The 13,827-nt window shown below is 57.3% G+C and carries 10 protein-coding genes and 2 pseudogenes; 6 read left to right on the top strand and 6 right to left on the bottom strand.

Translation table 11 applies throughout. From position 1 onward, the window contains the following. The first annotated feature begins 62 nt into the window (after window positions 1-62). Window positions 63-842, top strand: coding sequence for a hypothetical protein (locus tag ALO80_RS04860; protein WP_055008148.1), 780 nt, complete (start codon window positions 63-65; stop codon window positions 840-842). Then, window positions 839-1,696 (top strand): DUF6282 family protein, encoded by an 858-nt coding sequence (locus tag ALO80_RS04855; protein ID WP_054987115.1) that lies wholly within the window; start codon window positions 839-841, stop codon window positions 1,694-1,696. The genes ALO80_RS04860 and ALO80_RS04855 overlap by 4 nt, the downstream gene beginning before the upstream one ends. A 52-nt stretch (window positions 1,697-1,748) precedes the next feature. Here the strand turns inward: ALO80_RS04855 and ALO80_RS04850 are convergent, their stop codons facing one another. The 3 genes and pseudogenes from ALO80_RS04850 to ALO80_RS04840 form a co-directional block, all read right to left on the bottom strand. Continuing rightward, entirely contained in the window at window positions 1,749-2,927 is a 1,179-nt protein-coding gene (locus ALO80_RS04850; RefSeq protein ID WP_055008147.1) for an LLM class flavin-dependent oxidoreductase, read from the bottom strand. 91 nt (window positions 2,928-3,018) lie between these two features. After that, window positions 3,019-3,987, bottom strand: a pseudogene (locus ALO80_RS04845) (LLM class oxidoreductase); the annotation flags it as partial. Further along, window positions 3,984-5,549: an MFS transporter gene (locus ALO80_RS04840; protein ID WP_055008146.1), complete on the bottom strand. Its 1,566-nt coding sequence runs from the start codon at window positions 5,547-5,549 to the stop codon at window positions 3,984-3,986. The gene ALO80_RS04840 and the pseudogene ALO80_RS04845, both read right to left, overlap by 4 nt. A 158-nt stretch (window positions 5,550-5,707) precedes the next feature. On the opposite strand from ALO80_RS04840, the gene ALO80_RS04835 reads away from it, so the two are divergent. Together ALO80_RS04835 and ALO80_RS04830 are read left to right on the top strand one after the other, a co-directional pair. Continuing rightward, entirely contained in the window at window positions 5,708-6,604 is an 897-nt protein-coding gene (locus ALO80_RS04835; protein WP_055008145.1) for a LysR substrate-binding domain-containing protein, read from the top strand. Between the two features lie 42 nt (window positions 6,605-6,646). Next, window positions 6,647-7,291 (top strand): glutathione S-transferase N-terminal domain-containing protein, encoded by a 645-nt coding sequence (locus ALO80_RS04830; protein WP_055008144.1) that lies wholly within the window; start codon window positions 6,647-6,649, stop codon window positions 7,289-7,291. Between the two features lie 365 nt (window positions 7,292-7,656). On the opposite strand, the gene ALO80_RS29015 is transcribed toward ALO80_RS04830, so the two are convergent. From ALO80_RS29015 to ALO80_RS04820, 3 genes and pseudogenes are all read right to left on the bottom strand, one after another. Next, the gene (locus ALO80_RS29015) at window positions 7,657-7,830 is read right to left on the bottom strand and encodes a hypothetical protein (protein ID WP_223813526.1); all 174 of its coding nucleotides are present in this window, start codon (window positions 7,828-7,830) and stop codon (window positions 7,657-7,659) included. Between the two features lie 11 nt (window positions 7,831-7,841). Further along, a pseudogene (locus ALO80_RS04825) lies at window positions 7,842-8,423 on the bottom strand (pectate lyase family protein); the annotation flags it as partial. A gap of 267 nt (window positions 8,424-8,690) precedes the next feature. Then, window positions 8,691-9,995: a GAF domain-containing hybrid sensor histidine kinase/response regulator gene (locus ALO80_RS04820; RefSeq protein WP_055008142.1), complete on the bottom strand. Its 1,305-nt coding sequence runs from the start codon at window positions 9,993-9,995 to the stop codon at window positions 8,691-8,693. A 441-nt stretch (window positions 9,996-10,436) separates the two neighbouring features. On the opposite strand from ALO80_RS04820, the gene ALO80_RS04815 reads away from it, so the two are divergent. After that, on the top strand, window positions 10,437-12,044 hold the full coding sequence (locus tag ALO80_RS04815) for a M10 family metallopeptidase (RefSeq protein ID WP_055008141.1): 1,608 nt from the start codon (window positions 10,437-10,439) through the stop codon (window positions 12,042-12,044). Between the two features lie 307 nt (window positions 12,045-12,351). Next, window positions 12,352-13,755 carry an amidase gene (locus ALO80_RS04810; protein ID WP_055008140.1) on the top strand — a complete coding sequence of 468 codons (1,404 nt, stop codon included), beginning with the start codon at window positions 12,352-12,354 and terminating at the stop codon, window positions 13,753-13,755. Window positions 13,756-13,827 lie beyond the last annotated feature (72 nt).

Below are 13,827 nucleotides of genomic sequence, written 5' to 3'. Positions count from 1 at the left end.
TGAACCAACGACCGGACCCGCTTTAAACAGCGGGTCTTGTCATTTTTGCAGGAGCAAACGCCATGAGCCATTGCATCACCTGCCAGACCTTTGGTGTCGGGCAATCAAGCGTATTCATTCTTTCGCCGGTAATGCCGGTCTGGGATGCGGGTGGGTTCGCTCAGCCGCTGATCGAGCATTTCACGGCAGCCGGTTATCAGGTCACAGTTTTTGATTCACTGTCCCTGCCAGTGGTGTCCGGTGAAAGCTTTGACGGATTTACCCAGCGCTGGATCTGCGCGCTCGAGCCGTGGGGCGTGCCGGACGTGCTCGTCGGAGTGGCCTTGGGCGGCGCGCTGGTGCAGGCGCTCGCAGGTACTTCGTGGCTGAGGTCGACGCCTGCCTTGTTGTTGCTTTCTTCACCCGCCAAAGCCGACAGGTTGCTTGATTCCAGGCTCGGGCGTATGGCGGATCTGGCAGAAGAAGGGCATGTCGAGCATGCCAGGTACTTGCTGGACAATCTGGTATTGCCAGAAGGCCAGGTGCAGGAAGCACTGGAACTGCTTTGCACTGAGAGTGACGCCATACTCTCGACACAAGGGCAACGTCTGACACTGGGGTTCCGGCTGCTGGGCGGTCTGGACATCAGTGAGTGCCTGCTCGATTACCCAGGGCGAGTGCTGAGCGTGTTTGGCGAAAAGTCCCAATTGGTGGGTGCGAACCATGTGCCGCGCACCAAGGGCCGAAAACAGCGTTCACTGTGCGTGCCTGATGGCGGGATGCGTCCGCTGGCTGATGACCTGGGTCGGGTACTGGAGAGCATCGATACCTTTCTGTTAACCAGTCGCGAGTGCGTGCAATGAGTCAGGTCGAGGAAGCAGGCTTTATTGATGTGCACTACCACGCCAATCCTGACGCGTTCGTTCGCCGTCATGGCGCGATTGAGGCGGGCAGGCGCTATGCAGCGGTACAGGGCCGGGTGGTGCTGAAAAATCACCTGGGGTGCACCGCGGCTCAGGCGTGGGAAGCACGCGATCAGGGCTTTGCGGTCAGCGGTTCAGTGGTGCTGAACGAGATTGCTGGCGGCATTGACTACCGTGTAGTGGAGCGCAGCCTGTGTTTGCGGGGTGATGAACCCGGGCGTTTCATCGTTCACTTTCCAACCGTTACGGGCAGGACCCATACCAGTACGCTGGCGCGCAATTTGAGCCATCCGCTGTTGCAGGAAAAGCCCATCAAGCCTGCCCGAGTGACAGCGCAGAACGGACGCCTTACGCCTCAGGCGCTGGATATTCTCAAGATGGCGCGTGATTATCCGCTGGTCATATCGACAGGGCATGCCGATGCCGACGAAGTCAGGGCGCTGATCGACGAGGCCGTGCGGATCGGTGTGCCGAGGTTGATGCTCAATCAGCCAGCCAACCCGTTGACCGGCCTGAAAGCAGCCGAACTTGCGGTCATCGGTAATGAACCATCCGTCTACATCGAGCAGACGGCGCTGACTTACTTGTTGGGCTATCAGGATGAGCAGGATTTCAGCGATGTACTGAGCCGTGTGCCCAATGTGGTCTACAGCTCGGACCTGGGTCAGACCAGCCAGATCGATGTGCACGAGTGGTTGTCGATGAGCGGGCAGTGGTTCGACGCATTCGGTCTGAGCAGCGAACGCCGTGCCCACATCACCCTTTGCAATCCGCAACGGATGCTGGCCATTTAAGTCGTCCGGGTAAAGGACTCCCAGGATACGGCGTTCAGGGAGTCCTTTCGCATCAGGCTACTTCGGCGGCGACACCCGACGTGATTGCCTCGACATTCAACGCTTCGCGCAGGCCCGCCTGTTCCATCAGCGGCAGTGTCTCCCGCACAAAATCCTTTATGCCTTCATGGTAATCAAGCCATGTCAGGGCTATGCCGTCGATTCCCCAGTCAGCGTATTTCTTGAACAGTTCGACGATCTGCTCCGGTGTGCCTACCAGAGGTACGCCTGCAAACCCCGCCTTGAAATGAAAGCGGAAACGCACCGCGTCTTCCAGAGTGAAAATACCGGTCTGAATCCCCAACTCGCCCGTGATGATATCGCAGCCCTCATCGTCACCCATTTCAGTGGCGTAATAGTCCAGGTAAGCGTCCGCTTGTTCCTGAGTGTCTTTCTGCACGACGTAGCCATAACACCAGATTTTTATGTCGCGCCCGAACTCCTGCCTTGCCAGGTCCTTGTAGGAAGCAATCTGTTGCCGGACGGCTTCTTCACCGTCGAGGTGTTTGATGATCAGAAACGCGGCGTCACAATGCTCGGCGCAGAACCGTTTGCCGCGTGGTGAGCCGCCTGCGTTGATCAGGTAGGGAGTGTTGAGTGGCTGAGGCTGCGAGATAGCGTCGCAGATGGTGAAGTACTCGCCTTTGAAATCGAACGGTGTTTGCTGCTCCCAGGCATTTTTGGCAATGTGCAGCCATTCTTCTGCGTAGTCATAGCGTTTGTCGTGCTCCATCATGTGGCCGCTGAACATGCGCATTTCAGCCCCGTACCAGCCGCACAGGATGTTCAGCCCGAAGCGCCCGCCGCTGATGTGGTCGATGGTCACCGCCTGCTTGGCTGCAAACAGGGGGTGCACGGTGGGCAGATGCGAGGTGGTGAAGACTGCGATCTGGTTGGTCAGGGCTGCAATTCCGGCAGCCCAGGTGTAGGTTTCGAAACAAACGCCGCCTGTGTTGTTGGTGCCGCCGAAACCTTTCCAGCGGCCCACGGGTATGAATGCTTCGAATCCTGCATCGTCGGCTACCCGGGCGATTTCCAGATTACCTGCCCAATCGTCTCCACGCAGGCGTTCCGGCGCATTGGTGACGGTGCAGCCGCCTTCGGTATTGGTGGAGAAAACCCCCAGCTGTATCCTGTTGCGACTGCTGCGCATCGGGTTGGTCTTTATCGGATAAGATTTTTCAGCGCGCATGATGACCTCCCAGGTCGGTTTTGATGTCGTTCTTCCTTGCTGAATCCTGTGCCGACAGCGGCCGTGCAGACGAAATGTTCGTTGAGGCATGATCATTCCGTCGGGTCGGGAAATACGGCAGCACATACTCCTCCAGCTCCTGCAACACTTCAGTGGCCGGGCGTTTCAGTGGTTTCAGGTTAAGCGCAACATGCGAAACCCCCTGTTCCCGTTGACGCTGCCACAGATCGATGAGGGCGTTTCGTCCAGTACTGATTCCACGGCCGACTTTCATGGGCGCGTCCTTGTTGTCGTCAAGATCAAAGAACGTCGCATAGCCGTAGGGCTTGAACCGTTTCTGCTGATTGGCATCGCGCCAATGACTGATCACCTCTGGCAGGGTGTTGAAGCCGCTCTGGTGCCATATCCAGCCGTCCATATGATTGGCCAGCCATTTGACGTCCTGCTGACAGCGGCCAATGGCGAGCATCGGCAACCGTCCGAAAAAAGGTTTCGGCAGTAGATCCATTGCGCCATTGAGATGCCCGTAATAGCGCGACGAGAATGCTGGAAATGAGCGCTCGGTCACCGCGTGCAACATCTCGATACCTTCTCTGAAGCGCTCTGCACGCGTGTCGAAATTCTCACCGAAGGCGGGGTACTCACCGGGCCTGTCGCCCGTCGACAAGCCCAGCAGGAAACGCCCCTCCAGCAACACATCCACGCTGCAGGCCTGTTTGGCGACCATCATTGGATTGCGCAGCGTCAGTACGATGCCGGCGGTCCCGATGCAGATTTGTGTGGTCACTGCGGACAGCAGTGCTGCATATACAAAGGGATCGAATATCTGACCTGCGTCGCCAAATCCGGGGTCAAGAAGCGGTACATCCCGGAGCCAGAGTGCAGCGAAGCCGGCTTTGTCTGCCTGCCTTGCGAGGGCCACGTGGTCTTTCATGGTGGGCGCTACGGCATCAGGATAACCTTCCAGTGGCGCAATCAGACCGAACGTGAGATGGCCCGGTGTGAACACTTTTGCGAAGGCCGGGTGCCGGTTCGTGTCGGGTAGTTCATAGGCTTTCACTTGGTTTCACCCGCCAGATCAAGGGTGTCGGACGGCTCCACTGGCGTCTCCTCATGAGCGCGCACGCGACCGAGCAGGACAAAGACAGCCACTGCCGTGAGTACGGTGGCGGCGCTGAGAATGAACAGCAGATTGCGGAACGCGATGGCGTACTGCTGGTGCAGCAGCTCAGCCTGGCCGGGCAAAAGGCTGATCGCGTTGTGCAGATCGCCCAATGCGGCGCGGTTGGCCGCATCGGTCACTGTTTCAGGTGCGACAGCCTTCAATGCGTCGAACAGGCCCCACTGAATGAACGTGGCGAGCAGTGCACCTGCGAACGCAATGGCAATGCCGTCGGCGGAAACGCGCACGGCATTGAAGATGCCGGTAGCCATGCCGGCGCGTTCCTTTTCGACCACGCTGATCGCCATGCCGTCCATCAGCCCCCACGGCAGGCCGATACCGACACCGATCAGCGCCATCGGCAGCAAAGCGGTTCTGATTGCGCCGCTGTCCAGTGCCAGTGCAAGCCACAACAGCCCGACGGCTACCAGCAGCAGCCCGACGCCGGACAACAGCCCGGACGTGAAACGACGCGCCAGTTGCGCGGCAAGCATCGGCACGACCAGCAAGGGCGCAGCGAGGGCGGTCATCATCTGCCCGGTTTCCAGCGCGCTGAGGCCGTCGATACCAATAAAGCGCGCTGGCAACATGATGATCAGTACGACAAAGAAAAATGCGGGGCTGGCCGCAAGAATCTGTACGCCGACAAAGCGCGCGCTCCTGAACAGTGACAGATCAAGCATCGGCCTGGTCACGCGCTGTTCCACTGCGATGAATATCCAGAACAGCAGCAGTGAACCCAGGAGGCCGCCCATGACCAGCGGATGGGTCCAGCCGTCTTCAGGGGCGAGCAGGATCGCGTAAGTGAACAGGGTCAGTGCCGCAGTAAAACTGATAGCGCCCGGCCAATCCATCCCTGTGGCATCGGGATCTCTGGATTCCGTGGCGCTGAACAGCACCAGGAAAAAACCTGCGACGCCGATAAGGGCAGTCGCGTGGAATGACCATTTCCAGCCGGCCGAGTCAACCAGCGAGCCCGCTGCAAGAGGACCGAACGCCAGGCCTATGCCGAACGTGGTGCCCAGCAGGCTGAATACTCTGGTGCGCTCAGCCCCATGAAAGGTCTGGGCCAGCGATGACATTGCTCCAGCGAATGCTGCTGCGCCGCCCAGGCCCTGAATCAGTCGAAGTACGTCGATCTGGACGACGGATGAGGCCACTGGGATGGCGAAGGTGGACAGCACGAATATCGCCAGCCCGATCAGCCAAACGCGCTTTCTGCCGTAGATATCCGTCAGGCTTCCTGCGGCCATCATGGCGCTGCCGTAAGTCAGGATGTAGGCGTTGATGACCCATGTCAGCTCGACGGCTGATCCACCCAACGCCTTGTTTATCGAGGGCAACACCACTGCAGGCCCCGTGAAGCAGAGTGGAATCAAAATGCCTGTCAGGCAGGCGGCAAACAGCTGCCCCCACCGTCTGGTAGAGGATGAGGCTTGAACCTGGCTTACTGAAGTCATGAGCAATTTCCCTGTGAAGCGTGCGCAGGCTTGGATGAATTGCACGCGTTTATCCAAGGGCAATCGCCCTGCCGGGAGATTAGGGGTTGCGTATGCAAACAAAAACAGGCTTATGTTCCGAACGTATAGGACAAGGCTGTCCTTAATAGGAGTGTGTATTGGAATCGCTCGGTAGCATTTCGGTGTTTGTTCTGGTGGCGGAAACACGGAGTTTTACCCAGGCAGGCAAGCGGCTGGGTATTTCATCGTCGGGGGTCGGCAAGAGTATCGGTCGCCTGGAAGAGAGCCTGGGTGTCAGGCTCTTTCATCGCAGTACGCGCAGTATCGCGCTGACTCTGGAAGGTTCGATATTTCTTGAACGCTGTCGACGTGTTCTGTCCGAACTTGAAACGGCAGAAATGGAGTTGAGCAACGCCAGAGATATGCCCAGAGGCAGGTTACGCATCAGCCTGCCATTGGTCAGCGGGCTGGTCATGCCGGTGATCATCGACTTCATGCGTACCTATCCCGAGATCGAGCTGGACATCGATTTCTCGGACCGCATGGTCGATATCATCGACGAGGGTTTTGATATCGTTTTGCGCACGGGAGACCCCGGCGACTCTGGCCTCATGTCGAAGCGTATGGGGGGATTTCAACTGACGATTGTCGGTGCGCCGGACTATTTTGACCGGCACGGCATACCTGAACATCCTGCGGACTTGAGTCGACATGCCTGCCTGTTGCACAGGTTTCCCTCTTCGGGCAAATTCGAGCACTGGCCGCTACGCCGGGAGGCAGGTGCCGATGATCTCGATTTACCTGAGGTGATGGTGTGTAACACGACTGAAATCCTTGTCGATGTCGCGCGTGCAGGGTTAGGAATTGCCTGCCTGCCGGACTTCATGATTTCATCGGCCATTCGCAGTGGCGAGTTAGTGCCGATACTGACCGACTACACGGTACATACAGGGAGTTTCAGGTTGCTCTGGCCATCCAGCAAGCACCTTTCGCTGCGCCTGCGAGTATTCATTGACTTTATGCACGCCCATCTGTTTGCTCCCCCGGCAGTGTGACTGTGCTGATCGAGCATTCAGCACCTGACTAGGAGCATTGGCATGTACACGCTTTTTGGCGTCGAGCGTTCGGGTTCCGCAGCCATCGAGATAGCGCTTTGGCGCTGCTCGGTTGCTTTTACCTTGTTCAGAGCCTGCGGATGGGAGGAGGGGCCTGGCAAGGAAGCGTTGAGACGGGTCAATCCACTGTTGCAGGTGCCTACGCTGGTACTGACCGATGGCTCGGTACTGACGGAAAGCGCTGCGATCCTGATTCATCTGGGGCTGGAGCACCCCGAGTCCGGACTTCTACCCGGCAACCCTGCACTGCGTGCTCAAGCCCTTCGCGCACTGGTGTATATCACTGCCAACTGTTATGCCCCTATAGGGATCATCGATTACCCGCAACGCTGGCTGTCGGACTCTGACGAAACGCTCGATGCGGTACTTGAATCCGGAACCCGCGCAAGGCTGTACGAAAACTGGGAGACTTTCGCCGACCTGTTTGGTCGCGCAGACCTGTGGCGTTGCGATGATCCCGGTGCCGTGGAAATTCTGGCCTCTGTCGTAACGAGATGGAGCGGCACACGCGAGCATCTGCACGCAACCCGGCCTGACTTTCATGCGTTGCTGTTACAGGTCGACGCCCAGCCGGTGGTCAGTGCGGTACTGCGTCGTCACTGGGGCTCCAGATGCCTGGAAACATGATTGAAAGAGGCCGGAAATAAAAGGACCGAACGTCAGCTGTTCGGCCCTTTTGAAAGGGGTGACGTCAGGGTGGGATTGAACCACCGCCTCCCAGTTGTCTGAGTATCCTAACCGCTAGACGACTGACGTCATAAACAACCAAGTAAACCGTTGCCGGAAAGCCCCGTAGTTGCTTTGTTCATGGCTCTATTCTGCCGGGTTGCAGGCCCTTCGTATGCTGTCAGAAATGTCAGTTTTAAGACGTTTCAGGCTTATCGGAAGCATTGCCTATACCACTATCAGGCGCATGCCTGCGCTGCAACCCCGGCCGGTCATCGCCTGTTTTCAACTTGCCTGACCTTCGCCCGTCGACTTTTGTACAAAACCTATTTCAGCGGTCCCAGCACCTTGCGATAGTGTTCCTCGCCACTGCGGGTCTGTAGCGTGAGCCCGATTTCCAGCCCGTCGGGATTGTCTTCCTTATGGCTATCGAGGGACTGCCAGCCGCCGACTGTTTTCCAGATCCTTATGTTTATCTCGACGACGTGATCGAGTACCACTATCCCTCTGCGCTGCCGATCACCAGCGATCCGCTATCACGGTAGACGCTGCCGTCATAATCGGCTGCAACTTTGCTGCAACCACTGATGCCGCTGATATCGAACACATGACGCTCAGCGAAGATTCTGGAACTTTTGCCCACGCCCTGGGCATACATAAACGGGTAGACCTTATAGCGGGTACTTCCGGTGTGATAATTATTGTAAAGATGAACCTGGCCAAAACGTACACGGGGCCCGCGAGAGGAAATGTTCTCGAATAACGAGCGGTAGATAGTGACTTTCAGTTTACCGTCATCGGTCGTTTTAGTGTCGTTGGAACCGATCAGGTTATTCTTTTCATGGTTGCGGAAAATGGAATAAGAGATGGTGACATGATTGATCCATACATTGCTGGCACCCTCGGCCGTCAGGCCGTCGTTTTCCTTGGCGTAGAAAAAAACCTCCCTTATCTCGGCACTGCTGGAGGTGCCGACAATCGTGGTTTTGCCGGGAATGCCCAGACGGGCGCGCTGCTTCATGTCCGAGGTCTTGGTGTATGACTTGCCCTCGCTGACATCAATCAGCCCGGTCACTTTGATGATCCGGCCATTCTCACAGCAAACATCCTGTTGCCAAGGCAGGAGCGCAAACAGAATGTTTGCTGTCGATTGAATATAGTCACGAATCGGCAAGCGGGATTGCCGTGTGTGTATTTTTTTGTAAAAAAGAAAGAATGCTGTTTGTTTTTTAAAGACAGTTATTGGTTATTAAGTGCAACGGTATTGTGATGATGAAGAGGCTGTAATTCATGCGCTGAATGAGCATGCCGCAGCCTGCTATTCATGTAATGAATATCAAGGCTGCGGGGTGTGAAGGGGTTAAGCCGTTACGTTGATCGGCCCCAGTATTCTCAGATAGAGATGCACGGTCGTTCCGCTTCCCGGCAGTGTCTCGACGCGCGCTCCTCCGCCTGCATTGACCGCAAACTCCTGCACCTGGACGAGCCCTAGACCGGCACCCGGATCGGAACTTCGGGTGGTGAAGAAGGGCTCGAATATCTGTTCCTTGAGTTCGGCTGCCATGCCAGGGCCATCATCCGTCACGCTGAGTACCAGATAATCGCCTTCCGGCAGTCGAGGATCTTCCTTGACGGATTCCAGTCGAGTGGCGATATGCACGTTGCCTGGCCCGGACATCGCGTCACGGGCATTGGTCAGGAGGTTCAATACCGCTGCATGCAGCTGCGCTTCTGCGCACAGGACGCCCCAGCCTGGGGCGGAAAGGTCAAACGACAGCTCCAGTTTGTCGCCCGCCGAGCGCAGTAACAGGTCGCGGGCTGCATCGATCCGTTCGCTGACATCGATGCAGATCAGGTCGGGTCCGTCCTGACGAACGCTGTTCAGCAGGCGGGTAACCAGTTGACGACCGTGATCCACAGCCCGCAGGCCGGTATCGCTTAGCGTTTCGACATCGGTCGGGCGGCGCGAACGCATGCGGATAAGTTGCAGGCTGGCGCTCAGCGCCTGAAGCAGGTTATTGAAGTCATGCGCGATGCTCGCGGTGAGCATTCCCAATGACGACACCCGTTGTGACTGGCGCAGGTTGCGCTCCATCGCCAGGCTTTGACTCTGCGCGCTTTCGAGTCCCAGAGCCAGCTCTGCAGCATGCTGGTCACGCTGCTCTGTCAGCAGACGATACTGCATCAAGGCTGCAGTCTGGCGCGCCAGTGCCAGCAGTGCGAGACGCTGTTGTTCGGTCAGCACACGCGGCCAGATGTCGATCACGCACACGGTGCCCAGCGCATGGCCTGAGTCGGTGCGAATCGGCGCGCCCGCATAAAACCTTATGTAGGGAGGCCCCAGCACCAGCGGACTTTCCTTGAAGCGAGGATCGGTGGTTGCATCTTCCACCACCAGCACATCGGAGGGTTGCAGGATGGCATGGGCGCAGAATGCAAGATCGCGGTGGGTTTCTTTTACGTCCAGGCCGATGCAGGCCTTGAACCACTGGCGCTCTCGGTCAACCAGCGAGACCAGAGCGATAGGCGCGTCGCACAGCGTGGTGGCGAGCAGCACGATGTCGTCGAAGTCTTGCTCGGGCGCGCTGTCCAGTATCTTGAGGTGCTCAAGGGAGAGGACTCGTTCTTCCTCATTGGCGGGAAATGGCGCAGGGTGGTGGGTCATGTGGGCGCACCGCGATCAGATGAAATTAAGGTCTTATGATGCCTATGATTTGTAGATGGCAGCAAGGTATACACCGCATAAATCAGCACGGCCCGAGCAAGCCCTGACGCTCTGTCAGCGGCGGTAGCAACGGCCTGCCGGCCATCGAGGCTGAATACCGGTGCCCGTTGTCGCCAGGGTAATCACTCTCAACACGCATGACCGGGGTTTGAAGTGATGTACCTCGGCGCGTTGTTAAATGATGGGCGTCATAAACTTTAAAGTGGCGGCTTAATAAAAAAGTTGCTGTCGTCAATCGTGCGCAACGGTATACGTGCGCAATCTAATTGTAACTTATTGTGTCCATATTTTACCCGTTGTGTAATAGACTGCCGTCGGTTTTTGCCTTGGCAAAGATCATTGGCTAATCACTAACGTCTGTATTCTTCAGGAGCAACGCCGATGCCTGGCCCAAATGATTCAAGCCCTGCCGAACTTTTGCCCGAGGGGTCGCCCGATGACAGAGTCACCAGTCTGTTATGGGGGCCGTTCTGGTTAGGCGATACGACCGGTACTCATCTGACTTACAGCTTTCATACCGCTGACTCCGTCTACGCCACTGACTACAGTCGCTCTCAGGAGCCCAGCGATGCTTATTCGCTGACTGATGCCCAGGCGGCGGCCGCCAGAAGTGCGCTGGATGCATGGAGTGCAGTGGCAGATATAAAGTTCACCGAGGTTCAGGACACCGCCGACAATGTCGGAGACATCCGTTTCGGTGGTTTCAAGAGTCTGAATGGCACTGAGTTTGGCCAGGCTTACGCGCCAGGTACGCTGGGCCGGTCCGGCGATGTCTGGATCGGGCCGAAAGTCAATGCGGCCGACCCTGCCAAAGGGACGGATGATTACCTCACGTTCATGCACGAGACGGGTCATGCACTGGGCTTGAAGCATTCGTTCGAAGCCACTCAATACAACGACGTGCTGCTCGATGCCAAGTTCGAAGATGCCCGTTACACCATTATGAGCTACACCAATAATTACAGCTTCAAACCCACCACGCCGATGTTGCTCGATGTGGCCGCGATGCAGTTCATCTATGGTGCCAACACGAGTTATCACACCGAAAACAACGTCTACAAATGGGCACCCGATCAGTCGGTATTCGAAACCATCTGGGACGCGGGCGGTAAAGACACGATTGATGCCAGCAATCAGGCGTCGTTTGTCAAGATCAACCTCAACGAGGGTGAGTTCAGCACCATCGGCAAGGCTTTCCTTGATTACAACGAGAATCCGGACGCCCCGACGCTGATGAATTCGGGACTGGCGATTGCCTATGGTGCGCACATTGAAAACGCCATCGGTTCTGCTTTCAATGACACATTGATCGGCAACGACCTGGATAACGTGCTCGATGGTCGCGGCGGTATGGATACCCTGATCGGCGGGCTTGGCAACGATACTTATGTTATCGATCAGGCCGACGAACTGGCACTGGTTCAGGAAAAGGCCGATCAAGGCACTGATACGCTGAAGATCACCTACAACAACACCTCCGCTGTAGCAGAGGTCATCAACCTCAATGCCGGACCGTTGGCGAACTTTGAGAATGTCCACGTCAAGGGTGAGGGCGCTTTCACGTTGCTGGGCAATGATCGTAACAACACGCTGACCGGCAATGACGCAGACAATGTTCTCTTCGGCGGTGCAGGCAACGACAAGCTGGTGGGTGGTCTGGGTGCCGATATCATGACCGGCGGCACCGGTGCTGATCGTTTCGTGTTTAATAACCTGGCGGAACTGGGCAAAGGCCACGCCAGCGACGTGATCACCGATTTCAGCAGCCAGCAGGGCGACAAATTGAGCTTCCTCAAAATGGACGCCAACGTGGACACCAAGGCCCTCGATGCTTTCAGCTTCATTGGCAGCGGCGAGTTCACCGGGGCTGGCCAACTGCGCTTCGCCGACCACGTATTGTCGGGCAACGTCAATGGCGACCTGCATGCAGACTTTGAAATCCAGTTGGTCGGTGTGACCGAGTTTCATGCTCACGATCTGGCCGTCTGATCGCTGACCTGAAGTACGCTTGCAATGTCAGAACCGCGCCACGGACAGGCGCTGTTCTATCTGATTATTCATTGTCCTTTTTTCTTCTTCCGGCTGTTTCAAGTGCGCACCGCAATTGGGCGAGTGGCGACTTTTGCCGTTTTTTAGCACCGCGACGGTGCTGTTACAAAATTTAAAACCACAAATTCAATATATCCAACAAAACCCACTTGACTCATCATTACCTGCTGAATGTAATGCCCCGACGGTTGTTTATGTCGAGCATTGCGCAGAGGTATTAACATTGATCGAGCCCAAGCCATCATCCATGCCTACTGTGATCGAAGCCGCCGCGCTCGTTCGCAAGGGCTGCATGACGTCGATACGCTTGACTGAGTTGTGTCTGGCAGCGATTGAAACCCACAATCCCACACTCAATGCATTTGGTGACGTCTACGCCGAAGTCGCGCTCGAACAAGCATGGAGCATGACGGCCGAACTGCAGCGTGGTCAGGTACGTGGCCCGTTGCACGGCATACCTTTCGGTATCAAGGATCTTTTTTCGACGGCAGGTCTGCGCACCACACGGGGTTCGTTGACGGCTCTGGATTCGGTCCCGGTACAGGACGCGCCGATCATCCGTCGCCTCAAGGACGCTGGCGCGATCATTCTGGGCAAAACGGCGACTACCGAATTCGGCTGGACGGGTGCAAGTACGTCGCGGGTGTTTGGTAACGGGCGTAATCCCTGGGACCCGACACTCACCAGTGGCGGTTCCAGTTCAGGCTCGGCGATCGCTGTGGCCGCGCGGATGGTGCCCGCCACATTGGGTTCCGACGGGGGCGGCTCGGTGCGCATTCCCGGCTCGTTCTGTGGCGCGTTTGCCCTCAAGGGCACATTGGGACGTATCCCGACCTGGCCTTGGTCGGCCACCGAAATGCTCAGTCACGCCGGGCCGATCACCCGAACCGTGCGTGACAGCGCGTTGCTGTTCGATATCCTGTCAGGGCCCGATCCGCTGGATCACCAGGCGCTGCCAGCCCCTGGCGAGTCTTTTCTGGCGCGTTGCGACCAGCCACTCGATCCGTTGCGTATCGGCTTCTGTCCGACCTTGTTCGACACACCGGTCGATCCACAAATTGCCGCAGCGGTTGACGCTGCTGTGGGCAATATCGCCCGGTCTCTGCCCGTCACGGTCAGTACACTCAAGTCGGATTGGCAGGACCCACTGGCGACGTTCGAAACCTTATGGGTCGCCGGGCGCGGTATTGCCTACGGCAAAGCGCTTGCGCAGCAGATGGAGCAACTCGATCCGGGCTTTGCCGACCTGATCAGGCGTTCTGCTCAGTACAGCTTGAGTGATTATCTACAGGCACTCCAGCAGCGCGCAGCCTTTGCCAACCAGGTTCATGCGCTGTTCGAAGATTACGATCTGCTGATCATGCCGACGCTGCCGATCCTGCCGTTTGCTGCCGACGATGTGGCGCCTGCCGGTTACACCGGACAGGACGGCGCTGTGCCGTGGGCGCGCTGGACGCCGTTCACTTACCCTTTCAACATCACCGGCAACCCGGCAGCCAGTCTGCCCTGCGGATGGAGCGCTGGCGGGCTGCCCATTGGTCTGCAAGTGGTGGGGCCACGCTATGCCGATGCCCTGGTGCTGCAATTCTGTGCCGCTGTAGAGGCCATCGCGCCGTGGGATCAACATTTGCCACCGATTCTGGGGCAGTAAGTATGTCGCTCTTGCTTGCGGATCAACGGCCAACGGGCCCGGACACTGGAGTCGTTACTTTGCAACGGAATG

Source organism: Pseudomonas caricapapayae (genome assembly GCF_001400735.1).
Classification (GTDB): Bacteria; Pseudomonadota; Gammaproteobacteria; order Pseudomonadales; family Pseudomonadaceae; genus Aquipseudomonas; species Aquipseudomonas caricapapayae.
Note: the sequence above shows the minus strand (reverse complement) of the source record. Positions and strands in the feature narration are given on the sequence as shown.

What these genes read in the sequence shown, in the direction of transcription:
- ALO80_RS04860 (WP_055008148.1), top strand. Translation starts at nt 63, where the DNA reads ATGAGCCATTGCATCACCTGCCAGACCTTTGGTGTCGGGCAATCAAGC.
- ALO80_RS04855 (WP_054987115.1), top strand. Translation starts at nt 839, where the DNA reads ATGAGTCAGGTCGAGGAAGCAGGCTTTATTGATGTGCACTACCACGCC.
- ALO80_RS04850 (WP_055008147.1), bottom strand. Translation starts at nt 2,927, where the DNA reads ATGCGCGCTGAAAAATCTTATCCGATAAAGACCAACCCGATGCGCAGC.
- ALO80_RS04840 (WP_055008146.1), bottom strand. Translation starts at nt 5,549, where the DNA reads ATGACTTCAGTAAGCCAGGTTCAAGCCTCATCCTCTACCAGACGGTGG.
- ALO80_RS04830 (WP_055008144.1), top strand. Translation starts at nt 6,647, where the DNA reads ATGTACACGCTTTTTGGCGTCGAGCGTTCGGGTTCCGCAGCCATCGAG.
- ALO80_RS04820 (WP_055008142.1), bottom strand. Translation starts at nt 9,995, where the DNA reads ATGACCCACCACCCTGCGCCATTTCCCGCCAATGAGGAAGAACGAGTC.
- ALO80_RS04815 (WP_055008141.1), top strand. Translation starts at nt 10,437, where the DNA reads ATGCCTGGCCCAAATGATTCAAGCCCTGCCGAACTTTTGCCCGAGGGG.
- ALO80_RS04810 (WP_055008140.1), top strand. Translation starts at nt 12,352, where the DNA reads ATGCCTACTGTGATCGAAGCCGCCGCGCTCGTTCGCAAGGGCTGCATG.